Genomic DNA, 24,763 nt, shown 5'->3' with positions numbered 1-24,763 from the left:
GGCCTTACAGGTAGTGGGCGTTGGCAGCGTCCAGGGTACCCTGGGCCTGCATGATCAGTTCGCAGAACTCGCGGGCGGCACCCTCGCCGCCGCGTGCCTGGGTGACGCCGTGGGCATGCTGGCGAACGAACGGCGCGGCATTGCTTACCGCCATGCCCAGGCCCACTCGGCGAATCACCGGCAGGTCGGGCAGGTCGTCACCCAGATAAGCCACCTGTTCGTAGCTTAGATTGAGTTCGGCAAGCAGGCCGTCCAGCACCACCAGCTTGTCCTCGCGCCCCTGGAACAGGTGCGGGATGCCGAGGTTCTTCGCCCGGCGCTCGACCACCGGCGTCTTGCGCCCGCTGATGATCGCCGTGGTGACCCCTGCGGCCATGAGCATCTTGATGCCGTGGCCGTCGAGGGTGTTGAAGGTCTTGAATTCGCTGCCGTCTTCAAGGAAGTACAGGCGGCCATCGGTGAGCACGCCGTCAACGTCGAACACCGCCAGCTTGATGGCCTTGGCGCGTTGCATGAGGTCCTGGTTCATTTACATCACTCCGGCGCGCAGCAGGTCGTGCATGTTCAGGGCGCCGGTCGGCCGGTCGCTCTGATCGACAACGACAAGTGCGCTGATCTTGTGGTCTTCCATGATTTTGAGCGCCTCGGCAGCGAGCATCTCGGCGCGGGCGGTCTTGCCGTGCACGGTCATGACTTCGTCGATGAGGGTCTTGTGCACGTCGATATTGCGATCAAGGCTGCGGCGCAGGTCGCCGTCGGTGAAGATCCCGGCCAGCGTGCCGTCGTGCTCCAGTACCACGGTCATGCCCAGGCCCTTGCGCGACATTTCGATCAGCGCGTCCTTGAGCAGGGTGCCGCGCTGCACCTGGGGCAGTTCGTCGCCGGCATGCATCACGTTCTCGACCTTCAGCAACAAGCGGCGGCCCAGTGCCCCACCGGGGTGGGAGAAGGCGAAGTCTTCGGCGGTGAACCCGCGCGCTTCCAGCAGGGCGATGGCCAGTGCATCGCCCAGGGCCAGCGAGGCGGTGGTGGAGGAGGTCGGTGCCAGGTTGAGCGGGCAGGCTTCCTGGGCGACGCTGGCGTCGAGGTTGACTTCGGCGGCCTGCGCCAGCGGCGAGTCCGGGTTGCCGGTCAGGCTGATCAACTGGATGCCCAGGCGCTTGATCAGCGGCAGCAGGGTGACGATCTCGGCGGTGCTGCCCGAGTTGGACAGGGCAAGGATGACATCGTCACGGGTGATCATGCCCATGTCGCCATGGCTGGCTTCGGCCGGGTGCACGAAAAATGCCGGCGTGCCGGTGCTGGCGAGGGTGGCGGCGATCTTGTTGCCGATATGCCCGGATTTGCCCATGCCGACCACGACTACCCGGCCCTTGCTCGCCAGGATCAGCTCGCAGGCCTTGACGAAGTCACCGTCGATGCGGGCCAGCAGTGCCTGCACAGCCTCGAGTTCCAGGCGCAGGGTGCGCTGGGCGGATTGGATCAGCTCGCTGGATTGGCTCATGTCGAAAACGCAATGCCTGATGAAAAGGCGGCGATTATAGCCGCAATGTGTGAAAGGCTCATCCATTCGATTGTCGTAAGAAAGCAACGCAAGGCTGTCGCCTGCCTGAACAGCCGGATTTGCGGCCTTGGGGGCGTGCCATCTGCGGTGCTATAGTTCGCCGCTGTTCGGCCCGCCAGGGACCAGTGTGCCTTCAAGATGAGGGCAGGCGTCCACGAAGACGAGGCTGCATTGCAAGGAGTCTAGATGAGTGTGGATAGCGCCTGCGCGGTCGAGCTGAAGGGAGTCACCTTCAAGCGTGGTTCGCGCAGCATTTTCAGCAACGTGGACATTCGCATTCCCCGTGGCAAGGTCACCGGTATCATGGGGCCCTCGGGGTGCGGCAAGACGACATTGCTGCGTCTGATGGGCGCACAGTTGCGGCCGTCCAGCGGTGAAGTCTGGGTCAATGGCCAGAACCTGCCCGCGTTGTCGCGTGGCGACCTGTTCGATGCACGCAAGCAGATGGGCGTGCTGTTCCAGAGCGGCGCCCTGTTCACCGACCTCGATGTCTTCGAGAACGTCGCCTTCCCGCTGCGCGTACACACCGAGCTGCCGGACGATCTGATTCGTGACATCGTCCTGATGAAGTTGCAGGCCGTGGGCCTGCGCGGTGCCATCGACCTGATGCCCGACGAGCTCTCCGGCGGCATGAAGCGCCGCGTGGCGCTAGCCCGGGCGATTGCCCTCGACCCGCAGATCCTCATGTACGACGAGCCGTTCGTCGGCCAGGACCCGATCGCCATGGGCGTGCTGGTCCGCCTGATCCGTCTGCTCAACGACGCCCTGGGTATCACCAGCATCGTGGTTTCCCACGACCTGGCGGAAACCGCCAGCATCGCCGACTACATCTATGTGGTGGGTGATGGCCAGGTGCTGGGGCAGGGCACGCCCGCCGAACTGATGGGCTCGGACAACCCGCGTATCCGCCAGTTCATGAAGGGCGACCCGGACGGTCCGGTACCCTTCCACTTCCCTGCGCCAGACTACCGCGCCGATTTGCTGGGGGCGCGTTGATGCGCAGAAAATCCTTACTCGAACGTATCCGTCTGTTTGGCCGCTCGGCCATCGACGTGCTGGCGGTGCTGGGCCGTTCCTGCCTGTTCCTTGGTCACGCGCTGAGCGGTCGAGGTGGTGTCGGCGGCGGCTTCCAGTTGCTGGTCAAGCAGCTCTATTCGGTTGGCGTGCTGTCGTTGGCGATCATCGTCGTGTCCGGGGTGTTCATCGGCATGGTGCTGGCGCTGCAGGGCTACAGCATCCTCGCCCGCTATGGTTCGGAGCAGGCCGTGGGGCAGATGGTTGCCCTGACCCTGCTGCGTGAGCTCGGGCCAGTGGTGACCGGCCTGCTGTTCGCCGGCCGTGCGGGTTCCGCGCTGACGGCCGAAATCGGCAACATGAAGTCCACCGAGCAGCTGTCGAGCCTGGAAATGATCGGTGTCGATCCGCTCAAGTACATCGTCGCCCCACGCCTGTGGGCCGGCTTCATCTCGCTGCCGCTGCTGGCGCTGATCTTCAGCGTGGTGGGTATCTGGGGTGGCTCGTGGGTCGCGGTCGACTGGCTGGGCGTCTACGAAGGCTCGTTCTGGGCCAACATGCAGAACAGCGTTTCTTTCACCGACGACGTGATCAACGGGCTGATCAAGAGCCTGGTGTTTGCCTTCGTCGTCACCTGGATCGCCGTATTCCAGGGGTATGACTGCGAGCCCACCTCAGAAGGGATCAGTCGTGCCACCACCAAGACCGTAGTCTATGCCTCGTTGGCAGTGCTGGGTCTGGACTTTATTCTGACCGCCTTGATGTTTGGAGATTTCTGATGCAAAACCGCACCCTGGAAATCGGTGTCGGCCTGTTCCTCCTGGCCGGGATCCTGGCGCTGCTGCTGCTGGCCCTGCGTGTCAGCGGGCTGTCGGCCAGCCCGAGCAGCGACACGTACAAAGTTTATGCCTACTTCGACAATATCGCCGGTTTGACGGTCAGAGCTAAAGTGACCATGGCTGGTGTGACCATCGGCAAGGTCACGGCCATCGATCTGGACCGCGACTCGTACACCGGTCGGGTCACGTTGCAGCTGGACAAGAACGTCGACAACCTGCCGACCGACTCCACTGCCTCGATCCTGACCGCCGGCCTGCTGGGCGAGAAGTACATCGGCATCAGCGTGGGCGGCGAAGAAGCGGTTCTCAAAGACGGCAGCACCATCCACGACACCCAGTCGGCGCTGGTGCTGGAAGACCTGATCGGCAAATTCCTGCTCAATACAGTGGGCAAGGAACCCAAAGAAGCGCAACCGGCTAATTAAGGAGTTTCCATGATTTCGATCCTGCGACGTGGCCTGCTGGTTCTGCTGGCGGCCTTCCCCCTGCTGGCCATGGCGGCGCCGGGGCAGTCCGCCCGTGATGTCATCCAGGGCACCACGACCCAGTTGCTCAACGACCTCAAGGCCAACAAGGCGCAGTACAAGGCCAACCCCGAGGCATTCTATACCGCGCTCAACAGCAACCTTGGCCCGGTGGTCGATGCTGACGGCATCTCCAAGAGCATCATGACCGTCAAGTATTCGCGCAAGGCCACTGCGGAGCAGATGCAGCGCTTCCAGGAGAACTTCAAGCGCAGCCTGATGCAGTTCTATGGCAATGCCCTGCTCGAGTACAACAACCAGGGCATCACCGTCGACCCGGCCAAGGCCGAGGATGGCGATCGCACCAGTGTCGGCATGAAGATCACCGGCAACAACGGTGCGGTCTATCCGGTGCAGTACACCATGCAGAAGATCGACGGCGAGTGGAAAGTGCGCAACGTCATCGTCAACGGCATCAACATCGGCAAGCTGTTCCGCGACCAGTTCGCCGACGCCATGCAGCGCAACGGCAACAGCCTGGACAAAACCATCGACGGCTGGGCCGGCGAGGTGGCCAAGGCCAAGGAAACCGCCGACAACTCGCCGGATAAGGAAGTCAAATGAGCGATGCCGTCGTGAGCATGTCCGAGCCTGGCGTTCTCTGCCTGGCCGGGGTGCTCGACTACCGCAGCGGGCCGGCCCTGCGCCAGCAGGGCAAGGCGCTGATCGCCGCCAGTGGCGAGCAGCGGCTGGTGCTCGACTGCAGCGCGGTGGTCAAGTCGAGTAGCGTCGGGCTGGCCCTGCTGTTGGCCTTCATGCGCGATGCACAGGCGGCTGGCAAGGCCTGCGAAGTGCACGGCATGCCTGCCGACATGCGGGAAATTGCCGGGGTCTATGACCTCGATGAAGTGCTGGCCGGTTGATGGCTTGCACCAAGGTGAAGGCCCCTCGGTCAGCGCATCCCGTCATGGGCTTCGCAGGCGAGGGGCTTTTTTGTATGATGGCCGACCCGCGCGCGTTGGGCGCCGATCGAGGTTGAGCATGCAGGCCGTAGAAGTCAAAAGCTTTCTGGAAGAGAAATTGCCGGGATCCCGGGTCGAAGTTGAAGGCGAAGGCTGCAACTTCCAGTTGAACGTGATCAGCGACGAGCTGGCCGGCCTGAGCCCGGTCAAGCGTCAGCAGGCGATCTATGCTCACCTCAATCCGTGGATTGCCAATGGCGCCATTCACGCGGTAACCATGAAATTCTTCAGCAGCGCAGCCTGGGCTGAGCGCACCTGAGCCAACTTGGCGGCGAGACACAAATGGACAAACTGATTATCACTGGCGGCCCACGCCTCGACGGCGAAATTCGCATTTCCGGCGCGAAAAACGCGGCCCTGCCGATTCTGGCGGCGACCCTGCTGGCCGACGGCCCGGTTACCGTGGGCAACCTGCCACACCTGCACGACATCACCACCATGATCGAGCTGTTCGGTCGCATGGGCATCGAGCCTGTGATCGACGAAAAGCTGGCCGTGGAGATCGACCCGCGCACCATCAAGACCCTGGTTGCTCCTTACGAGCTGGTCAAGACCATGCGTGCCTCGATCCTGGTACTCGGCCCGATGGTTGCCCGTTTCGGTGAAGCCGAAGTGGCCCTGCCTGGCGGCTGCGCCATCGGCTCTCGTCCGGTAGACCTGCACATCCGCGGCCTGGAAGCCATGGGCGCGAAGATCGAGGTCGAAGGCGGCTACATCAAGGCCAAGGCCCCCGAGGGCGGCCTGCGCGGCGCACACTTCTTCTTCGATACCGTCAGCGTGACCGGTACCGAGAACATCATGATGGCCGCAGCATTGGCCAAGGGCCGCAGCGTGTTGCAGAACGCCGCTCGCGAGCCTGAAGTGGTTGACCTGGCCAACTTCATCAACGCCATGGGCGGCAAGGTTCAGGGCGCTGGCACCGACACCATCACCATCGATGGCGTCGAGCGCCTGGCCTCGGCCAACTACCGCGTCATGCCCGACCGTATCGAGACCGGTACCTACCTGGTCGCCGCTGCCGTCACCGGTGGTCGCGTCAAGGTCAAGGACACCGATCCGACCATCCTTGAAGCCGTGCTTGAGAAGCTCAAGGAGGCCGGCGCCGACATCACCACCGGTGAAGACTGGATCGAGCTGGACATGCACGGCAAGCGGCCCAAGGCCGTCAACTTGCGTACCGCTCCTTACCCGGCGTTCCCTACCGACATGCAGGCGCAGTTCATTTCGCTCAATGCCATCGCCGAGGGCACTGGCGCAGTGATCGAAACCATCTTTGAAAACCGCTTCATGCACGTTTACGAGATGCACCGCATGGGCGCGCAGATCCAGGTCGAAGGCAATACCGCCATCGTTACTGGCGTCAAGGCGCTCAAGGGCGCTCCGGTGATGGCCACCGACCTGCGTGCTTCCGCCAGCCTGGTGCTGTCGGCGCTGGTCGCTGAAGGTGACACCCTGATCGATCGCATCTACCACATCGACCGTGGTTACGAGTGCATCGAGGAGAAGCTGCAGATGCTGGGCGCGAAGATCCGTCGCGTACCGGGCTAGTAGCCTGCAGGCGCACGGACGCGCCTACCGAATCGAATACCGGCCAGGCTCACTGCCTGGCCGGCTGTAGCCGCTTAAGGACCGACGTTTCCCATGTTGACCATCGCGCTATCCAAAGGCCGTATTCTCGACGATACCCTGCCACTGCTGGCCGAGGCCGGTATCGTGCCGACCGAGAACCCGGACAAGAGCCGCAAGCTGATCATCCCCACCACGCAGGACGACGTGCGCCTGCTCATCGTGCGAGCCACCGACGTGCCGACCTATGTCGAGCATGGCGCCGCCGACCTCGGTGTAGCCGGCAAGGACGTGCTGATGGAATACGGCGGCCAGGGCCTGTACGAGCCTCTGGACCTGCAGATTGCCCAATGCAAGCTGATGACCGCTGGCGTCACCGGTGCCCCTGAGCCCAAGGGCCGTCTGCGTGTGGCGACCAAGTTCGTCAACGTGGCCAAGCGTTATTACGCTGAACAGGGCCGCCAGGTCGACATCATCAAGCTGTACGGCTCGATGGAACTGGCCCCGCTGATCAACCTCGCCGACAAGATCATCGACGTGGTCGACACCGGCAACACCCTGCGTGCCAATGGCCTCGAACCCCAGGAGCTGATTGCCACGATCAGTTCGCGCCTGGTGGTGAACAAGGCCTCGATGAAAATGCAGCACGCCCGTATTCAAAGCCTGATCGACACCCTGCGCAACGCCGTCGAATCGCGACACCGCGGCTGACTTCTGCGCGCGACCTTCGCTGTCGCGCCCGTCTATCCGCGTCATAGCCTTCTTTCTCAGGTGCCCGCGCGGATGGACTGGTAGCCTAGGGCGCCTGAGCATTCGCTAATAATCGAGGCCCTCGCCATGACCGTGTCCACTGCAATTGCCCGTCTCAACGCCGCTGATCAGGATTTCGCCCGACATCTGGATCATCTGCTGAGCTGGGAAAGTGTGTCCGATGACGCGGTCAACCAGCGCGTGCTCGACATCATCAAGGCCGTGCGCGAGCGCGGTGACGCAGCGCTGGTCGAATTCACCCAGCGCTTCGACGGTGTCGACGCCAAGACCATCGATGACCTGATCCTCGACCGTGCCCGCCTGGAGCTGGCGCTGACCCGCATCACCCCGGTGCAGCGTGAGGCGCTGGAGAAAGCCGCCAACCGCGTGCGTCTGTACCACGAGCGGCAGAAGCAGGACTCGTGGCAGTACACCGAAGCCGACGGCACCGTGCTTGGCCAGAAGGTCACCCCGCTGGACCGTGCCGGCCTATACGTGCCGGGCGGCAAGGCGTCGTACCCCTCGTCGGTGCTGATGAACGCGATTCCAGCCAAGGTCGCGGGTGTCGCTGAAGTGGTCATGGTGGTGCCGACCCCGCGTGGCGAGGTCAATGAGCTGGTGCTGGCCGCTGCCTGCATCGCCGGCGTCGACCGGGTGTTCACCGTTGGTGGCGCCCAGGCCGTCGCGGCCCTGGCCTACGGCACCGAAAGCGTGCCGCAGGTGGACAAGATCGTCGGCCCGGGCAACATCTACGTGGCCACCGCCAAGCGCCATGTATTTGGCCAGGTTGGTATCGACATGATCGCCGGCCCGTCGGAGATCCTGGTGGTGTGCGATGGCCAGACCGATCCGGACTGGATCGCCATGGACCTGTTCTCCCAGGCCGAACACGATGAAGATGCCCAGGCCATCCTGGTCAGCCCCGATGCCGAGTTCCTCGATCGCGTTGCCGCCAGCATCGACAAGCTGCTGCCAACCATGGAGCGCGCCGAGATCATCGAAAAGTCGATCAACGGCCGTGGCGCCCTGATCCAGGTGCGCGATATGCAACAGGCCATTGAAGTGGCCAACCGCATCGCCCCGGAACACCTGGAGTTGTCGGTGGCCGACCCGCAGGCCTGGCTGCCGCAGATCCGCCACGCCGGCGCGATCTTCATGGGCCGTCACACCAGCGAGGCGCTGGGCGACTACTGCGCCGGCCCCAACCACGTACTGCCGACCTCCGGCACCGCGCGCTTCTCCTCGCCACTGGGTGTGTATGACTTCCAGAAGCGCTCGTCGATCATCTTCTGTTCCGAGCAGGGCGCATCCGAGCTTGGCCACACCGCTTCGGTACTGGCCCGTGGCGAGTCGTTGACCGCCCACGCCCGCAGCGCCGAATACCGCATCCTCACCGAGAAGGGGAATTGAGCATGAGTCGTTTCTGGAGTCCCTTCGTCAAGGACTTGGTGCCCTATGTGCCGGGCGAGCAGCCCAAGTTGGCCAAGCTGGTCAAGCTCAACACCAACGAGAACCCCTATGGCCCATCGCCCAAGGCGCTGGAGGCCATGCGTGGCGAGTTGAACGACAACCTGCGCCTGTACCCGGACCCGAATGGTGACCGGCTCAAGCAGGCGGTGGCCGAGTACTATGGCGTCACCCCGGCGCAGGTGTTTGTCGGCAACGGCTCGGACGAGGTGCTGGCGCACATCTTCCACGGCCTGTTCCAGCACGATGCGCCGTTGCTGTTCCCGGACGTCAGCTACAGCTTCTACCCGGTGTACTGCGGCCTGTACGGCATCCCCTACGAGCAGGTGGCGCTGGACGAGCAGTTCCAGATTCGCGTTTCGGACTACAACAAGCCGAACGCCGGGATCATCTTCCCCAACCCCAATGCACCGACCGGTTGCCTGCTGCCGCTTGAGGCCGTGGAGCAGCTGCTGCAGGCCAATCGGGATTCGGTAGTGGTGGTGGACGAGGCGTACATCGACTTTGGTGGCGAGACGGCCATCAGCCTGGTTGATCGCTATGACAACCTGCTGGTGACGCAGACGCTGTCCAAGTCGCGTTCGCTGGCTGGCCTGCGGGTTGGCCTGGCGGTGGGGCATGCTGACCTGATCGAGGCGCTGGAGCGGATCAAGAACAGCTTCAACTCTTACCCGTTGGATCGGGCTGCGATTGTCGGGGCTGCGGTGGCGTTCGAGGATCGCGAGTACTTTGACGAGACGTGCCGCAAGGTGGTCGAGAGCCGTGAGGTGTTGGTTGCGGCGTTGCAGGCGCGGGGGTTCGAGGTGTTGCCTTCGGCGGCGAACTTCATCTTTGCCCGGCATCCGCAGCAGGATGCGGCGGGGATTGCGGCGCGGCTGCGGGAGCAGGGGGTTATTGTGCGGCACTTCAAGCAGGCGCGGATTGCGCAGTTCTTGCGGATTACGGTTGGGACGCCGGAGATGAATCAGGCGTTGCTTGATGCGCTTGATTGATTTGAGTTGATTTGAGTTGTTGATGCTGGGGCGAATTGGGGGTTGGTTGGTTTTCTCCTGATTCGCCCTTTGTTGTTGTTGTTGTTGTTGTTGTTGTTGTTGTTGTTGTTGTTTTGAAAGTTTTATGCGCATTCATTTGTGATGTCGACGCGTAGTCACCTTTCCGCCCTTACGGCGGGTTACTTTTTTTCTTGGAAAAAAGTAACCAAAAACCGCTCGCTCCATTCATACGGCCCTCCGCTGCGCTCCGGGTCCCTTCGCTCCGGCGTCCTCCGGGCCCGCGCGGCCTCCGACTTGCTGCGCAAGTCTACATCTCGCGCCTTCGGCTACGCCGAAGGGTGCTGCGCACCAGGGCCCTCCAGACGCCTGCGCTCAGCCTCCTGAAGTCGCGAAGTTAGGGGCGGCGCCTGGGCTGGCGTTAGCTGACGCTAGTTGGATGGGTTGGGAACTCAGGATTGCAATCGCTGGCAAGCCAGCTCCCACAGGTTAGTGCGAACTTTCAGCCTTGCGCGGCACCTGTGGGAGCCGGCTTGCCGGCGATAGGGCCCGAATAAACAACACATAAACAACAGCCAAACCTAGATAGCCGTATCACTGCTCTTGATCTGCTCTTGATCTGTTTTTGCTTTTGCTTCTAAGCGCGCAATAGTCCAGGCAACACAAATTGCGACTTCAGGAGGCCGAGTGGAGGTGACTGTAGGGCCCTGGTGCGCAGCACCCTTCGGCGTAAGCCGAAGGCGCGAGATGTAGACTTGCGCAGCAAGTCGTAGGCCGCGCGGGCCCGGAAGGCACCGGAGCGAGGGGACCCCGGAGCGCAGCGCAGGGGCCGTATGATGGGAGCGGGCGGCTTTGCCTACTTTGGCCAAGACCAAAGTAGGCCGCCGTAAGGGCGGAAAGGTGACTAAAAGTCGCCATCGCCGCTGAATGCGCATACATCTACAAAAACCAACACCCTGAAACCCGAACGCCGAACGCCGAACGCCGAACGCCGAACGCCGAACGCCGAACGCCGAACCCGAACCTTGCCACCCCCACCCCAACCCGCTATCGTCCCACCACCCCAAAAATTCATCCGATGACTGGACGTGCCCAGGTGACCCTCCTGATCAAACGCTCCCTGGTCGAGCAAGCCGTCGACCAGCTCCGCGATCGCATTGCCCAAGGCACTTGGTCGATAGGCCAGCGCCTGCCCACCGAACCCGAACTGGCCAGCGACCTCGGCATCAGCCGCAACACCGTGCGCGAAGCCATGCGCGTCCTGGCCTTCAGCGGCCTGGTCGAAATCCGCCAAGGCGACGGCAGCTACCTGCGCACCGCTCAGGACCCCCTGCAAGCCGTGCAGGCCATGGCCCATTGCACCGTCGAGCACGCCCGCGAAACCCGCCACATCCTCGAAGCCGAAGCCATCGGCCTGGCGGCGCTGCGCCGCACCGAACAGGACCTGCGCGAACTGCGCCAAGCCCTGCAGCACAGCGCGGCACACTTCCAGGGGGACGTGGACGCCTACGTCGAATGCGACATCAATTTCCACCAGCGCCTGGTGGATGCCGCCCACAACCCGGCGCTCAGCGAACTCTACCGCTACTTCTCCGGCGTGGCGGCCGCCGCCCTGCAGCACAACATGACCACCGTCCCCCGTTGCCAGGCGGTGTTCGACCTGCATGAGCAGATTCTCGACGCCGTCGCACAGCGCGACCCGGAACTGGCCAAGCGCCTGAGCCGAACCCTTATCGAATCCTGAACGGGAGATGGCCATGGCCGAACCTATGACACGCGACACGACTCCCCGCGAAGCGGAGCTCGACGAACTGCTGATCGACGCTGAGGCTGACGACGAGCAAGTGCAGCAACAGCCGGTGCTGTTGCGCCGGCCCTGGCTGCTGTTGCTGGGCCTGGTGCTGGTAGCACTGAACCTGCGCCCGGCCCTGTCGAGCATGGCGCCGGCGCTGGGCCAGGTCTCGCAAAGCCTCGGCCTCAACGCCTCGCAAGCGGGCTTGCTGACCACCTTGCCGGTGCTCTGCCTGGGGCTGTTCGCGCCGCTGGCGCCGATCCTGGCACGGCGCTTCGGCAGCGAGCGGGTGATCCTCGGGATCCTCCTCACCCTGGCCCTGGGCATCCTGGTGCGCAGCGTACTGGGCGTGACGGGGGTGTTCCTCGGCAGCCTGATGGCGGGGGCGAGCATCGGCATCATCGGTGTGCTGCTGCCAGGTATCGTCAAGCGCGACTTCCCACAACATGCCGGCACCCTGACCGGGGTCTACACAATGGCCTTGTGCCTGGGGGCGGCGCTGGCCGCCGGCGCAACCGTGCCGCTGAGCCAGCACTTCGATGACAGCTGGGCGCTGGGCCTGGGTTTCTGGATGCTGCCGGCGCTGTTGGCGATGCTGGTCTGGCTGCCCCAGGCACAACAGGGCCACGGCCTGCATAAGGTGGCGTATCGGGTACGCGGGCTGTGGCGTGACCCACTGGCCTGGCAGGTGACGCTGTACATGGGCTTGCAGTCGTCGCTGGCCTACATTGTCTTCGGCTGGCTGCCCTCGATCCTGGTGGGCCGAGGCCTGAGCCCGACCGAGGCAGGCCTGGTGCTGTCGGGATCGGTGCTGGTGCAACTGATCAGCTCACTGAGCGCGCCGTGGCTGGCGACCCGTGGCAAGGACCAGCGGTTGGCTATCGTGGTGGTGATGCTGGTAACCCTGGCCGGCCTGTTCGGCTGCCTCTACGCGCCTATTGACGGGCTGTGGGGCTGGGCGGTGCTGCTGGGGCTGGGCCAGGGCGGCACCTTTGCCCTGGCCTTGACCCTGATCGTGTTGCGCTCCAGGGATGCGCACGTGGCTGCCAACCTGTCGAGCATGGCCCAAGGGGTGGGGTACACCCTGGCGTCCACCGGGCCCTTCGCTGTCGGCCTGGTGCATGACCTGACCGGGGGCTGGGATGCCCTGGGCTGGATCTTCGCAGTGCTGGGGATAGGGGCTATCGCGTTCGGGCTGGGCGCCGGGCGGTCCCTGCATGTGCAGGTCAGCAGCGAGCGGGTGTAGAGCACGCCGCCCGCGATCATCATTCACGGCGCGAATGGGCATGGTACTGCTGCGAGCCACGCAGTATCGTGCGGGTTCCGTATCTTCGCAGGACCACCCCATGAGCGATGCCAACAGCGCCCTGATCACCCGTTTCTACCAGGCCTTCCAGCGCCTGGATGCCGAGGCCATGGTGGCCTGCTACAGCGACGACATCGCCTTCAGCGACCCGGTGTTCGGCACCCTGCGCGGTCAGGATGCCGGCGATATGTGGCGGATGCTCACCCGCCGCGCCAAGGACTTCACCCTGACCTTCGACAACGTTCGCAGCGATGAGCGCGGCGGCGAGGCCCACTGGGTGGCAACCTACCTGTTCAGCCAGACCGGGCGGGTAGTGGTCAACGATATCCAGGCGCGTTTCGTGATCCGCGACGGGCTGATCTGCCAGCACGACGACAGCTTTGACCTGTGGCGCTGGTCGCGCCAGGCGTTGGGCATGCCGGGGGTGTTGCTTGGCTGGTCGCCGATGCTGCAGAACAAGGTTCGCCAGCAAGCCTTCAAAGGGCTGCGGGCGTTCCAGCAGGCGCGCTGAGCGGGTAAGCTGGCGGCCATCTTCAGCTGTATCGAATCGAGCCGTGAGCGAGATACCTTCCACCGTCGAGTGCAAACCCTGGTACGTCTACCTGGTGCGGGCCGCCAATGGCTCGCTGTACTGCGGCATCAGCGATGATCCGCAGCGGCGCTTCATCAAGCACCAGAAGGGGCAGGGCGCACGTTACTTCAAGACCAGCCCGGCGCAGGCGCTGGTGTACGTGGAGCAGTGGCCGGACAAAGGCGAAGCGCTGCGCCAGGAGCGCCTGGTGAAGAAGCTGCGCAAGAAGGCCAAGGAGGCGCTTGTTGCCTCCTATTGCGAAACCTCAGCGCACTGATTTGTGGGAGCGGGTTTACCCGCGAACACCGGCAAAGCCGGTGCCATCCGCCGTGTTGCCTGCTTCGCGGGTAAACCCGCTCCCACATGTATTGCACGACAACTGTAGGAGCGGCCGTGCCGGGGCGCCGGACCGGTCGGAAAGGGCTGCGCAGCAGCCCCGGCGATTTTTGTTGCGTTGCTGAAAACTGGGGCCGCTTCGCGACCCAATCGCGACACAAGGCCGCTCCTACAGTAAGACAGTTGCTCCCACAGCGTATGTTCAGTCCTTGCGCCGCTTCAGCTGATCGACCAACTGCGTCGGCAGCCCCTTGATCACCAGCGTCCCCGCTTCCTCGTCATACTCGATCTTCGAACCCAGCAGGTGCGACTCGAAGCTGATCGACAGCCCTTCGGCCCGCCCGGTGAAACGGCGGAACTGATTGAGCGTGCGTTTATCGGCGGGGATTTCCGGCGACAGGCCGTAGTCACTGTTGCGGATGTGATCGAAGAACGCCTGTGGGCGGTCCTCGTCGATCAGGCTGGACAGCTCTTCGAGGCCCATCGGCTCGCCCATCTTGGTCTGTGAGGTGGCGTAGTCGACCAGGGTCTGGGTCTTTTCCCGGGCGGATTCTTCCGGCAGGTCTTCCTTCTCGACGAAATCGCTGAAGGCCTTGAGCAGGGTGCGGGTTTCGCCCGGGCCGTCCACGCCTTCCTGGCAGCCGATGAAGTCACGGAAGTAATCCGAGACTTTCTTGCCGTTCTTGCCCTTGATGAACGAGATGTACTGCTTGGAGTTCTGGTTGTTCTTCCACTCGGACAGATTGACCCGCGCGGCCAGGTGCAGCTGGCCCAGGTCGAGGTGGCGCGATGGCGTCACGTCGAGTTCGGCGTTCACCGCCACGCCTTCGCTGTGGTGCAGCAGGGCGATTGCCAGGTACTCGGTCATGCCCTGCTGATAGTGGGCGAACAAGACGTGGCCGCCGGTGGACAGGTTGGATTCTTCCATCAGCTTCTGCAGGTGCTCGACGGCGACGCGGCTGAAGCTGGTGAAGTCCTTTTCCTGTTCCAGGTACTGCTTGAGCCAGCCGCTGAACGGGTAGGCGCCGGATTCGCCATGGAACAGGCCCCAGGCTTTGCCTTGCTTGGCGTTGTAGCTGTCGTTGAGGTCGGCCAGCAGGTTTTCGATGGCATCCGAGGCCGCCAGTTCGCTGTCGCGCGCATGCAGTACAGCGGGGCTGCCATCGGGCTTCTTGTCGATCAGGTGAACGATGCAATGACGGATTGGCATGGAATTCTCTGTGATGTAAGCGGGAGCGAGGCCGCGCTGCAAAGTCGCTCAGTTTACCTCAGGGTGGGGACGATGCAGTGGCCAGATGTTGGCAGAAATGACGGTTGTTCGTTTTTTGTTCATTTTTGTGCGTTTTTTCCTTAAACCCCCGAAAAACCTGCACAAAATCAGTGTCGACAGCGGATATTTATCGATTCCTGTGGTAGCTTTGCGCGGTCTTGCGCCCCTTGAGTGGCGCATTGCTGGCAGCGTGCTGGCGGGGTGTCGAACCAAACGCCGATTTGCGCATCTACATACGCGATCGACGCGGCCTCTGGATTGTCCCGGGCTGGCCCGACCACCGACCAAGCACGCTGCACAACCTCTGATTTGATAGGGAAGGAACACCACCATGGCACTGACCAAAGACCAACTGATTGCCGATATCGCTGAAGCCATCGACGCGCCAAAAACCACCGCGCGCAACGCCCTGGAGCAACTGGGCCAGATCGTCGCCGACCAACTGGAAAACGGCGCCGAAATCACCCTGCCAGGCATCGGCAAGCTGAAAGTCTCCGAGCGTCCTGCCCGTACCGGCCGTAACCCTTCGACTGGCGCTGCCATCGAAATCGCTGCCAAGAAAGTCGTCAAGTTCGTTCCGGCCAAGTCGCTGAACGACGCCATCAACAAGTAATTGTTGCTGCGTTGACGAGACCGCGCCCGGCTTGCCCGGGCGCGGTTTTTTTTGTGCCTGTGGGAGCCGGCTTGCCGGCGATCACCGGCAATGCCGGTGCCATCCATCGTGTCGTCTGGATCGCCGGCAAGCCGGCTCCCACAGAAAGATCAGCGCTTGGTCAGCCAGCCCTTGCGCGCCTCGTCGTCATGGAAGCTCCACGCGACCATGCGGCTCTGCTTCTGCCCCTGGCCCATCTCGACGACATGCAAGGCCTTCACTCCGGCCTTCTTCAGCGCCGCCTCGATGCCCGGCAGGTTGCTGGCCTTGGATACCAGGCTGGTGAACCACAGCACTTGCGCTGCGTACTGCACGCTTTCATCGATCAGTTGGCTGACGAAACGGATCTCGCCGCCTTCGCACCACAGTTCGTTGTTCTGCCCGCCAAAGTTCAGCACCGGCAGCTTGCGCTTGGGGTCCTGCTTGCCGAGGTTCTTCCATTTGCGCTGGCTGCCGCGGGTGGCTTCTTCGCGCGAGGCATGGAAGGGCGGGTTGCACAGGGTCAGGTCGAAGCGCTCACCCTCCTGCAACAAACCGCTGAGGATTTTCTTGCGCTCGGCTTGCAGACGCAGGCCGATGGCCTTGTCCAGTTGGTTGGCCTGGACGATGGCCTTGGCCGAGGCCAGGGCGATCGGGTCGATGTCGGAGCCAGTGAAGCGCCAGCGGTAGTCGCTGTGGCCGAGCAGCGGGTAGATGCAGTTGGCACCCACGCCGATGTCCAGCACGCGCACCTGGGCGCCGCGTGGCACCTCGCCGGCGTTGTCGGCGGCCAGCAGGTCGGCGGCCACATGGATGTAGTCGGCGCGGCCCGGGATCGGCGGGCACAGGTAGTCGGCCGGGATGTCCCAGTGCTGGATGCCGTACTGGGCCTTGAGCAGCGCACGGTTGAACACCCGCACGGCTTCGGGGTTGGCGAAGTCGATGCTGGGTTTGCCGTAGGGGTTGGTGATGGTGAAGCGGGCGAGGTCCGGATGGGCCTTGATCAGTGCCGGGAAGTCGTAACGGCCCTGGTGACGGTTGCGGGGGTGCAGGGTGGGTTTGTCGGTCATGGTTTCGGTCCTGAAAAGCATCGCGGGGCAAGCCCGCTCCCACGAGTCCGGTGCGGATCCCGTGGGAGCGGGCTTGCCCCGCGATAGCTTCACTGAATGTTACAGCGCAGCGATCCGCGCATGCTGCTCGGTGAAGTTGGCCAGGGCCTGTTCCGACTCGGCCAGCTTGGCGCGCTCTTTCTCGATCACGGCAGGCGGGGCCTTGTCGACGAAGGCGGCGTTGGACAGCTTGCCGCCCACGCGCTGGACTTCGCCCTGCAGGCGCTGGATTTCCTTGTTCAGGCGTGCAAGCTCAGCGTCCTTGTCGATCAGGCCGGCCATCGGTACCAGCACTTGCAGGTCACCCACCAGCGCGGTGGCCGACAGCGGTGCTTCGTCCTGTTCGCCCAGCACGGTGAACGACTCGACCTTGGCCAGTTTCTTCAGCAGGGCTTCGTTCTCCTGCAGGCGACGCTGGTCGTCGGCATTGGCGTTCTTGAGGAACAGCGGCAGTGGCTTGCCCGGGCCGATGTTCATCTCGGCGCGGATGTTGCGCAGGCCGACCATCAGCTCCTTGAGCCATTCGATGTCGCCTTCGGCGGCGGCGTCGATGCGGCTCTCGTTCGCTTCTGGCCAAGGCTGCAGCATGATGGTCTTGCCGTCGATGCCAGCCAGCGGCGCGATGCGCTGCCAGATTTCTTCGGTGATGAACGGCATGAACGGGTGGGCCAGGCGCAGCGCCACTTCCAGCACGCGCACCAGGGTGCGACGGGTGCCGCGGGCGCGCTCGACCGGGGCATTCTCGTCCCACAGCACCGGCTTGGACAGCTCCAGGTACCAGTCGCAGTACTGGTTCCAGATGAACTCGTACAGCGCCTGGCTGGCCAGGTCGAAGCGGAACTGCTCGAGCTGGCGGGTCACTTCGGCTTCGGTGCGCTGCAGCTGCGAGATGATCCAGCGATCAGCCAGCGACAGCTCGTAGGCCTCGCCGTTCTGGCCGCAGTCCTCGCCCTTGTCCAGCACGTAGCGGGCGGCGTTCCAGATCTTGTTGCAGAAGTTGCGGTAGCCCTCGACACGGCCCATGTCGAACTTGATGTCACGGCCGGTGGAGGCCAGCGAGCAGAAAGTGAAGCGCAGGGCGTCGGTGCCGTAGCTGGCGATACCTTCGGGGAACTCGGCCTTGGTCTGCTTGGCGATCTTCTCGGCAAGCTTGGGCTGCATCATGCCGCTGGTGCGTTTTTCCAGCAGGGCGTCGAGGGTGATGCCGTCGACGATGTCCAGCGGGTCGAGCACGTTACCCTTGGACTTGGACATCTTCTGGCCCTGGCCATCACGCACCAGGCCGTGCACGTACACGGTCTTGAACGGGACCTGCGGGGTGCCGTCGTCGTTCTTGATCAGGTGCATGGTCAGCATGATCATCCGGGCGACCCAGAAGAAAATGATGTCGAAGCCGGTGACCAGCACGTCGGTGGAGTGGAACTTCTTGAGGAACTCGGTCTGTTCCGGCCAGCCCAGGGTGGAGAAGGTCCACAGGCCCGAGCTGAACCAGGTGTCGAGCACGTCGTCGTCCTGGCGCAGTTGCACATCGCTGCCCAGGTTGTGCTTGGCGCGCACTTCGGCCTCGTCGCGGCCGACATAGACCTGGCCGGCCTCGTCGTACCAGGCCGGGATGCGGTGGCCCCACCACAGCTGGCGGCTGATGCACCAGTCCTGGATGTCACGCATCCAGGAGAAGTACATGTTCTCGTACTGTTTCGGCACGAACTGGATACGGCCGTCTTCCACGGCGGCAATGGCCGGTTCGGCCAGCGGCTTGGTGGACACGTACCACTGGTCGGTCAGCCACGGCTCGATGACGGTGCCGGAACGGTCGCCCTTCGGTACTTTCAGGGCGTGATCGTCGATGCTGACCAGCAGGCCCTGGGCGTCGAGGTCGGCAACGATCTGTTTGCGCGCGACAAAGCGGTCGAGGGTGGCGTACTGCGCGGGCAGGCTGGTATCGATCTGCTCGTTGACGCTGCCGTCGAGGTTGAACGCCTGGGCACTGGCCAGCACCATCGCATTCTTGTCGAAGATGTTCAGCAGCGGCAGGTTGTGGCGCTTGCCGACTTCATAGTCGTTGAAGTCGTGGGCCGGGGTGATCTTCACGCAGCCGGTGCCGAACTCGGGGTCGCAGTAGTCGTCGGCGATGATCGGGATCAGGCGGCCGACCAGCGGCAGCTTGACGAACTTGCCGATCAGCGCCTGGTAGCGCTCGTCGTTCGGGTTGACGGCCACGGCGGCGTCACCCAGCAGGGTTTCCGGGCGGGTGGTGGCGACCACCAGGTAGTCCTTGCCTTCGGCGGTCTTGGCGCCGTCGGCCAGCGGGTAGCGCAGGTTCCACAGGTGGCCTTTCTCGTCGTGGTTTTCCACTTCGAGGTCGGAGATCGCCGTGTGCAGCTTGGTGTCCCAGTTGACCAGGCGCTTGCCGCGGTAGATCAGGCCGTCTTCATGCAGGCGCACGAAGGCTTCCTTGACCGCGTCCGACAGGCCGTCGTCCATGGTGAAGCGCTCGCGGCTCCAGTCCACCGAAGAGCCCAGGCGGCGGATCTGGCGGCTGATGTTGCCACCGGACTGATCCTTCCACTCCCAGACCTTCTCCAGGAACTTGTCGCGGCCCAGGTCGTGGCGGTTCTGGCCTTTGGCTTCCAGCTGGCGCTCGACGAGCATCTGGGTGGCGATACCGGCGTGGTCGGTGCCTGGCTGCCACAGGGTGTCGCGGCCCTGCATGCGGCGGAAGCGGATCAGGGCGTCCATGATCGCATTGTTGAAGCCATGACCCATGTGCAGGCTGCCGGTGACGTTCGGCGGCGGGATCATGATGGTGTAGGACTCGCCTGCACCTTGTGGGGCGAAGTAGTTCTCGGACTCCCAGGTGTTGTACCAGGAAGTTTCGATGGCGTGCGGCTGGTAGGTCTTGTCCATGCGCGGCGGGACCCTATGGCATTTGTTCAGGAAAGCCGGGAAGTATACAACGGCGAGACGGCAGGGGACACGGTGTAGTGACATTGCACCGAGTGAGGCTTTTCGCGGGTAAACCCGCTCCCACAGGTACAGTGCTGCACTCAAGGACAGCGCTGTACCTGTGGGAGCGGGTTTACCCGCGAAGAAGGCGCTGAAAGGGGCAGCTTATTCGGAGCGCTTGAGCAGGCGTTCCAGTCGCGCATCCAGCCGGCGCTTGATCTCGGTCTCGATATGCGGGGTGAAGTCGTTGATCACGTCCTGCATGATCTGCGCGGCGGCGGCACGCAGCTCGGCGTCCAGGTGCAGCAGGGTGTCCTGGCGGCGGGTCTGGGCATCCTCTTCGAGGGCCGGTGCGGCTGTCGCCTGGGCGACCGGAGGTGCGCCGGCAGGCTCATCGAGCAACAGTGGAATCTGCTCAACCGTCTCGGTCAGCAGCGGCGGTTGCAGGTTGGCGTCACCCAGCAGTTCGCGAATCGATTCGAGATCGTCGAGCAGGTGGGCGGAATGGGTGAGGGAGTTCAGCTGCTTATCCATCGTCGTCAGAGTCGCTGTAAGCGGTGGTCTTGCAGAGCATAGCCCTGTTCGCGGTAGAAACGGAATCGTTCTCGGGCGGCCTGGCGGATTGCCGGTGCCTCGACGACGATTTCGGCGACGCGTTCGAACTGCTTGGCGAACCCGGGCACATCGCCGCCCAGGTTGATCAGCAGGTCACGGTGCTCGCCGGCATCGCTGCCGACGCCCAGCGCCACGGGGGCGTCCTGGTGCAGTTCGGCGTGGTCGTGGGGCACGAATGCCTCGCCCTTGAACTGCCAAAGAAGCAGGTCCAGTTCGTGGCGTTGCGCCTCGTCCTGGCAGTGCAGGTAGACCCGGTGGCCGAGGCGCCAGGCCTTCTCGCACAGCTTGCAGGCAAAATCCAGCCGCGCCGACAGCGAGTCGGTGGGCAGGATATAGAAGTCGACTTTGCTCATGGTTGGTTTCGCCAGTCAGTGGCGCCAGCAGGCGCCACCGACCGTGCGCCATCAGGCGCCGGCGCGGTCGAGCAGGTACTGGGTCAGCAGTGGCACCGGGCGGCCCGAGGCCCCCTTGTCCTTGCCGCCGCTGATCCAGGCGGTGCCGGCGATGTCCAGGTGTGCCCAGTGGTAGGCCTTGGCGAAGCGCGACAGGAAGCAGCCGGCGGTGATGGTGCCAGCCTTGGGGCCGCCGATGTTGGCGATGTCGGCGAACGGGCTGTCCAGCTGCTCCTGGTACTCGTCGAACAGCGGCAGCTGCCAGGCGCGGTCGTCGGCGCGCTTGCCGGCGTCCAGCAACTGGCCGATCAGCTCGTCGTTGTTGCCCATCAGGCCCGAGGTGTGGCTGCCCAGGGCGACGATGCAGGCGCCGGTCAGGGTGGCTAGGTCGATCACCGCCTGGGGCTTGAAGCGCTCGGCGTAGGTGAGGGTGTCGCACAGCACCAGGCGGCCTTCGGCGTCGGTGTTGAGGATCTCGACGGTCTGGCCGCTCATGGTGGTCACGATGTCGCCCGGGCGGGTGGCGCCGCCGCTCGGCATGTTCTCGGCGCACGCCAGCAGGCACACCAGGTTGATCGGCAGTTGCAGTTCCAGCACGGCCTTGAGCGTGCCGAACACGCTGGCGGCGCCGCACATGTCGTACTTCATCTCGTCCATGCCGGCACCTGGCTTGAGGCTGATGCCGCCGGTGTCGAAAGTGATGCCCTTGCCGACCAGTACGTAAGGTTTGTCGGCTTTCTTGCCGCCCTGGTAGTTCATCACGATCAGGCGCGGTGGTTGATCGCTGCCCTGGCCCACGGCGTAGAACGCGCCCATGCCCAGGTCCTTGATCTTCTTCTCGTCCAGCACTTCGACCTTGAGGCCTTTGTGCGCCTTGCCTAGCTCCTTGGCCTGGTCGGCGAGGAAGCTTGGGTGACAGATGTTCGGCGGCAGGTTGCCCAGGTCACGGGTGAAGGTCATGCCGCTGGCGATCGCGGTGGCGTGCTTGACGGCGCGCTCCACTTCGCCCTGGCCGGCCTTGTCGGCCAGCAGGGTGACTTTCTTCAGTGCACGCGGCTCGGCCTTCTGGCTCTTGAAACGGTCGAACACGTAGTTGCCGTCGAGCAGGGTTTCGGCCAGCAGGCGGTATTTGCCGTAGTGGCCGTCACGGGCGGTCACGGCGATATCGTCCAGGGCCAGCACCGCATCGGTACCGCCGAGGCCTTTGAGCACGCCGGCGACACTGGCGACCAGCTTGCGCCAGGCGCGGTCACCCAGCGCCTCTTCCTTGCCGCTGCCCACCAGCAGCACGCGCTCGGCCTTGAGGCCGGGCAGGCTGTGCAGCAGCAGGGTCTGGCCCGGCTTGCCGGCCAGGTCACCGCGCTTGAGCAGCGCACTGATGGCGCCGTCGGTGGCCTGGTCGACGGCCTTGGCGATATTGCCGAGCTTGCGCCCTTCACCCACCGGCACCACCAAGGTGGCGGTCTTGACGGATGCGGCGGCTACGCTTTTTACAACCAGTTCCATGTCTGGATCCCCGAATGGTCTGTGAGTGGGCGCTGTCTTTCGCAGGCGCTCGGAATACGGGGCTGGCGGCCTTTGCCGGCCAGCGGAAAAGCTGCCAGTTTGAGCCTGGCGCAACCTTCATGACAACCCCGATGTGCTCTGTCATGCGCGGCCAAGTGACAGGCGCCGTCAATCACAGGATAATGCGCGCACTTTACATGGAGGTTCGCCTTGGCGAACCGGCATTGGTCCTGGCTGTTGCGAATCGTTCGTATGGCTGTCCGCCCCTGACAACCCAGGAGTGTCTGGTTTGATCGTCTTTCGTTATCTGTCCCGCGAGGTCCTGCTGACCTTGAGCGCCGTCAGCGCCGTGCTGTTGGTGATCATCATGAGCGGGCGCTTCATCAAGTACCTGGCCCAGGCCGCCCAGGGCGTGCTCGACCCGAGCGTGCTGTTCCTGATCATGGGCTACCGCCTGCCGGGTTTCCTGCAGCTGATCCTGCCCCTGGGCCTGTTCCTCGGCATCCTGCTCGCTTATGGCCGGCTCTATCTCGAGAGCGAGATGACCGTGCTCTCGGCCACGGGCATGAGCCAGCAACGCCTGCTGGCAATGACCATGGCGCCGGCGGCGCTGGTCGCCCTGCTGGTGGCCTGGCTGAGCCTGAGCCTGGCGCCGCTCGGCGTGGCCCAGGTGCAGAAGATCATTGCCCAGCAGGATGCGCTGACCGAGTTCGACACCCTGGTGCCGGGCCGTTTCCAGACCCTGCGTGACGGCTCCCGGGTGACCTACACCGAGCAGCTGTCCGACGACCGTATAAACCTGGCCGGGGTGTTCATCTCCGAGAAGCGCTTCAACCAGGACAAGACCAAGGACCGCGCGCCTTCGGTGCTGGTTGCCGAGAAGGGCCACCAGGAAGTGCAGGCCGACGGCAACCGCTACCTGGTGCTGGAGAACGGCTACCGCTATGACGGCAACCCCGGCCAGGCCGATTACCGTGCGATCAAGTACGACACCTACGGTGTGCTGCTGCCCAAGCCGGAAGTCGCCGAGGACGTGACCGAGCGTGAAGCGATCCCGACCTCCCAGTTGTTCGGCCAGGACGGTACGCGTGAGCGCGCCGAACTGCAGTGGCGGCTGTCGCTGCCGCTGCTGGTGTTCGTCGTGACCCTGCTGGCGGTACCGCTGTCCCGCGTCAATCCACGCCAGGGCCGCTTCCTCAAGCTGCTGCCGGCGATTCTTCTGTACATGGCCTATCTGACGATGCTGATTTCCGTGCGTGGCGCCCTGGAGAAGGGCAAGTTGCCCATTTCACTGGGTATCTGGTGGGTCCATGGCCTGTTCCTGCTCATCGGCCTGGGGCTGATGTACTGGGAGCCGCTGCGCCTCAAGCGCGCCGCGCGCCGTGCGGAGGTGGCCCGTGGTTAAACTGGATCGCTACATCGGCCAGAGCGTGCTGCTGGCCATTCTTGCCGTGCTGGGCATCATCCTCGGCCTGGCTTCGCTGTTCGCCTTCATCGATGAGATGAGCGACCTCAGCGACACCTATACCGTGCTGGATGCCAGCAGCTACGTGCTGCTGACCGCGCCGCGCCGGCTCTACGACATGTTGCCGATGGCAGCGCTGATCGGCTGCCTGATCGGCCTGGGCAGTCTGGCCAGCAGCAGCGAACTGACCATCATGCGTGCCGCCGGTGTATCCATCGGCCGCATCGTCTGGGCGGTGATGAAGCCCATGCTGGTGCTGATGCTGGTGGGCGTACTGATTGGCGAATACGTCGCCCCCGCTACCGAGAACAAGGCCCAGGCCGACCGCTCGCTGGCCCAGGGTGGTGGCGAGGCGCAAAGCTCCAAGCGCGGCATGTGGCATCGCCAGGGCGAAGAGTTCGTGCACATCAACTCGGTGCAGCCCAACGGCCTGCTGCTGGGTGTCACCCGTTACCGCTTCGACGACCAGCGCAAGATCCTCACCTCGAGCTTTGCGCGCAAGGCCCAGTACAGCGACAACCGCTGGATGCTGAGCGATGTGAGCACCACTTATTTCCGTGGCGATCACACCGAAGTGGTGAAGAACGCCCAGGAACCGTGGGATGTCTCGGTCACCCCCGAGCTGCTCAACACCGTGGTGCTGGCGCCGGAGTCGCTGTCGATCACTGGCCTGTGGGACTACATCCACTACCTTTCCGACCAGGGCCTTAACAACGCCCGTTACTGGCTGGCCTTCTGGACCAAGGTGCTGCAACCGGCGGTGACGGCAGCGCTGGTGCTGATGGCGATCTCCTTCATCTTCGGGCCGCTGCGTTCGGTCACTCTCGGCCAGCGCGTGTTCACCGGTGTGCTGGTGGGCTTCGTGTTCCGCATCGCCGGCGACCTGCTTGGCCCGTCGAGCCAGGTGTTCGGCTTCCCGCCGCTGCTGGCGGTACTGATCCCGGCCGGGATCTGTGCGCTGGCGGGTGTGTGGATGTTGCGTCGAGCCGGTTGATGGCGTCACAGCAATGAAAAAGCCGACCCTTGGGTCGGCTTTTTCATTGCTGCTCTGTGTGGAGTGTGGGAGCGGCGGTTCGTGGGAGCGGGCTTGCCCCGCGATGGCGTTGCGAAGGCCATCGCGGGGCAAGCCCGCTCCCACGAACCGCCGCT

General features: G+C 63.8%; 25 protein-coding genes. 17 read left to right on the top strand and 8 right to left on the bottom strand.

Annotated features, from left to right (window positions below; all coding sequences use genetic code 11):
• Nucleotides 1-4 precede the first annotated feature (4 nt).
• Nucleotides 5-529, bottom strand: coding sequence for a KdsC family phosphatase (locus LOY51_RS21665; RefSeq protein WP_125465339.1), 525 nt, complete (start codon nucleotides 527-529; stop codon nucleotides 5-7).
• Nucleotides 530-1,504 (bottom strand): KpsF/GutQ family sugar-phosphate isomerase, encoded by a 975-nt coding sequence (locus tag LOY51_RS21660; protein WP_125465338.1) that lies wholly within the window; start codon nucleotides 1,502-1,504, stop codon nucleotides 530-532.
• 246 nt (nucleotides 1,505-1,750) lie between these two features.
• On the opposite strand from LOY51_RS21660, the gene LOY51_RS21655 reads away from it, so the two are divergent.
• The 14 genes from LOY51_RS21655 to LOY51_RS21590 all read left to right on the top strand — a co-directional run bounded on the left by LOY51_RS21655 (nucleotide 1,751) and on the right by LOY51_RS21590 (nucleotide 13,621).
• Complete coding sequence (locus tag LOY51_RS21655; protein ID WP_110993425.1) at nucleotides 1,751-2,560, top strand: ATP-binding cassette domain-containing protein; 810 nt, start codon at nucleotides 1,751-1,753, stop codon at nucleotides 2,558-2,560.
• Nucleotides 2,560-3,357 (top strand): lipid asymmetry maintenance ABC transporter permease subunit MlaE, encoded by a 798-nt coding sequence (gene mlaE, locus LOY51_RS21650; protein ID WP_110993424.1) that lies wholly within the window; start codon nucleotides 2,560-2,562, stop codon nucleotides 3,355-3,357. The genes LOY51_RS21655 and mlaE overlap by 1 nt, the downstream gene beginning before the upstream one ends.
• A complete protein-coding gene (gene mlaD / locus LOY51_RS21645; RefSeq protein WP_110993423.1) occupies nucleotides 3,357-3,842 on the top strand; it encodes an outer membrane lipid asymmetry maintenance protein MlaD in 486 nt (161 codons plus the stop codon). The genes mlaE and mlaD overlap by 1 nt, the downstream gene beginning before the upstream one ends.
• 9 nt (nucleotides 3,843-3,851) lie before the next feature.
• On the top strand, nucleotides 3,852-4,505 hold the full coding sequence (locus LOY51_RS21640) for an MlaC/ttg2D family ABC transporter substrate-binding protein (RefSeq protein WP_125465337.1): 654 nt from the start codon (nucleotides 3,852-3,854) through the stop codon (nucleotides 4,503-4,505).
• Nucleotides 4,502-4,804: an STAS domain-containing protein gene (locus LOY51_RS21635; protein ID WP_258643001.1), complete on the top strand. Its 303-nt coding sequence runs from the start codon at nucleotides 4,502-4,504 to the stop codon at nucleotides 4,802-4,804. Before LOY51_RS21640 ends, LOY51_RS21635 begins: the two co-directional genes overlap by 4 nt.
• A gap of 118 nt (nucleotides 4,805-4,922) precedes the next feature.
• Nucleotides 4,923-5,162, top strand: a complete 240-nt coding sequence (locus tag LOY51_RS21630) for a BolA family protein (RefSeq protein ID WP_110993420.1) — start codon at nucleotides 4,923-4,925, stop codon at nucleotides 5,160-5,162.
• A 23-nt stretch (nucleotides 5,163-5,185) separates the two neighbouring features.
• Nucleotides 5,186-6,451, top strand: a complete 1,266-nt coding sequence (murA, locus tag LOY51_RS21625) for a UDP-N-acetylglucosamine 1-carboxyvinyltransferase (protein WP_110993419.1) — start codon at nucleotides 5,186-5,188, stop codon at nucleotides 6,449-6,451.
• Nucleotides 6,452-6,544: 93 nt separating this feature from the next.
• Nucleotides 6,545-7,180, top strand: a complete 636-nt coding sequence (gene hisG, locus LOY51_RS21620) for an ATP phosphoribosyltransferase (protein ID WP_011532429.1) — start codon at nucleotides 6,545-6,547, stop codon at nucleotides 7,178-7,180.
• A gap of 126 nt (nucleotides 7,181-7,306) precedes the next feature.
• On the top strand, nucleotides 7,307-8,629 hold the full coding sequence (hisD, locus tag LOY51_RS21615) for a histidinol dehydrogenase (RefSeq protein ID WP_125465334.1): 1,323 nt from the start codon (nucleotides 7,307-7,309) through the stop codon (nucleotides 8,627-8,629).
• A 2-nt stretch (nucleotides 8,630-8,631) separates the two neighbouring features.
• A complete protein-coding gene (gene hisC, locus LOY51_RS21610) occupies nucleotides 8,632-9,678 on the top strand; it encodes a histidinol-phosphate transaminase (RefSeq protein ID WP_125860076.1) in 1,047 nt (348 codons plus the stop codon).
• 1,093 nt (nucleotides 9,679-10,771) lie between these two features.
• The gene (locus LOY51_RS21605; RefSeq protein WP_223811871.1) at nucleotides 10,772-11,419 is read left to right on the top strand and encodes a FadR/GntR family transcriptional regulator; all 648 of its coding nucleotides are present in this window, start codon (nucleotides 10,772-10,774) and stop codon (nucleotides 11,417-11,419) included.
• 13 nt (nucleotides 11,420-11,432) lie between these two features.
• Nucleotides 11,433-12,713, top strand: a complete 1,281-nt coding sequence (locus tag LOY51_RS21600; RefSeq protein WP_258642998.1) for a CynX/NimT family MFS transporter — start codon at nucleotides 11,433-11,435, stop codon at nucleotides 12,711-12,713.
• Between the two features lie 100 nt (nucleotides 12,714-12,813).
• Entirely contained in the window at nucleotides 12,814-13,284 is a 471-nt protein-coding gene (locus LOY51_RS21595) for a nuclear transport factor 2 family protein (RefSeq protein WP_110993224.1), read from the top strand.
• 43 nt (nucleotides 13,285-13,327) lie between these two features.
• Complete coding sequence (locus tag LOY51_RS21590; protein WP_125860068.1) at nucleotides 13,328-13,621, top strand: GIY-YIG nuclease family protein; 294 nt, start codon at nucleotides 13,328-13,330, stop codon at nucleotides 13,619-13,621.
• 261 nt (nucleotides 13,622-13,882) lie between these two features.
• Here LOY51_RS21590 and yejK read toward each other — a convergent pair whose 3' ends face one another.
• The gene (gene yejK, locus LOY51_RS21585; RefSeq protein ID WP_125465327.1) at nucleotides 13,883-14,890 is read right to left on the bottom strand and encodes a nucleoid-associated protein YejK; all 1,008 of its coding nucleotides are present in this window, start codon (nucleotides 14,888-14,890) and stop codon (nucleotides 13,883-13,885) included.
• A 391-nt stretch (nucleotides 14,891-15,281) separates the two neighbouring features.
• Between yejK and LOY51_RS21580 the strand changes: the two genes are divergently transcribed.
• Nucleotides 15,282-15,563, top strand: a complete 282-nt coding sequence (locus LOY51_RS21580) for an HU family DNA-binding protein (protein WP_110993227.1) — start codon at nucleotides 15,282-15,284, stop codon at nucleotides 15,561-15,563.
• A 149-nt stretch (nucleotides 15,564-15,712) separates the two neighbouring features.
• Here the strand turns inward: LOY51_RS21580 and rlmF are convergent, their stop codons facing one another.
• The 5 genes from rlmF to LOY51_RS21555 all read right to left on the bottom strand — a co-directional run bounded on the left by rlmF (nucleotide 15,713) and on the right by LOY51_RS21555 (nucleotide 22,149).
• Nucleotides 15,713-16,651 carry a 23S rRNA (adenine(1618)-N(6))-methyltransferase RlmF gene (gene rlmF / locus LOY51_RS21575; protein ID WP_125860064.1) on the bottom strand — a complete coding sequence of 313 codons (939 nt, stop codon included), beginning with the start codon at nucleotides 16,649-16,651 and terminating at the stop codon, nucleotides 15,713-15,715.
• Between the two features lie 99 nt (nucleotides 16,652-16,750).
• Complete coding sequence (locus LOY51_RS21570; protein ID WP_258642994.1) at nucleotides 16,751-19,597, bottom strand: valine--tRNA ligase; 2,847 nt, start codon at nucleotides 19,595-19,597, stop codon at nucleotides 16,751-16,753.
• 204 nt (nucleotides 19,598-19,801) lie between these two features.
• On the bottom strand, nucleotides 19,802-20,170 hold the full coding sequence (locus tag LOY51_RS21565; RefSeq protein ID WP_258642992.1) for a DNA polymerase III subunit chi: 369 nt from the start codon (nucleotides 20,168-20,170) through the stop codon (nucleotides 19,802-19,804).
• A gap of 5 nt (nucleotides 20,171-20,175) precedes the next feature.
• Nucleotides 20,176-20,604 carry a DNA polymerase III subunit chi gene (locus tag LOY51_RS21560; protein WP_258642990.1) on the bottom strand — a complete coding sequence of 143 codons (429 nt, stop codon included), beginning with the start codon at nucleotides 20,602-20,604 and terminating at the stop codon, nucleotides 20,176-20,178.
• A gap of 51 nt (nucleotides 20,605-20,655) precedes the next feature.
• A complete protein-coding gene (locus tag LOY51_RS21555; protein WP_125860054.1) occupies nucleotides 20,656-22,149 on the bottom strand; it encodes a leucyl aminopeptidase in 1,494 nt (497 codons plus the stop codon).
• Nucleotides 22,150-22,438: 289 nt separating this feature from the next.
• Between LOY51_RS21555 and lptF the strand changes: the two genes are divergently transcribed.
• Both lptF and lptG read left to right on the top strand, forming a co-directional pair.
• On the top strand, nucleotides 22,439-23,554 hold the full coding sequence (gene lptF, locus LOY51_RS21550; RefSeq protein WP_110993233.1) for an LPS export ABC transporter permease LptF: 1,116 nt from the start codon (nucleotides 22,439-22,441) through the stop codon (nucleotides 23,552-23,554).
• Nucleotides 23,547-24,608 (top strand): LPS export ABC transporter permease LptG, encoded by a 1,062-nt coding sequence (gene lptG / locus LOY51_RS21545; RefSeq protein ID WP_125465321.1) that lies wholly within the window; start codon nucleotides 23,547-23,549, stop codon nucleotides 24,606-24,608. The genes lptF and lptG overlap by 8 nt, the downstream gene beginning before the upstream one ends.
• Nucleotides 24,609-24,763 lie beyond the last annotated feature (155 nt).

It is taken from the genome of Pseudomonas sichuanensis, from assembly GCF_024749065.1.
Classification (GTDB): domain Bacteria; phylum Pseudomonadota; class Gammaproteobacteria; order Pseudomonadales; family Pseudomonadaceae; genus Aquipseudomonas; species Aquipseudomonas sichuanensis.
Note: the sequence above shows the minus strand (reverse complement) of the source record. Positions and strands in the feature narration are given on the sequence as shown.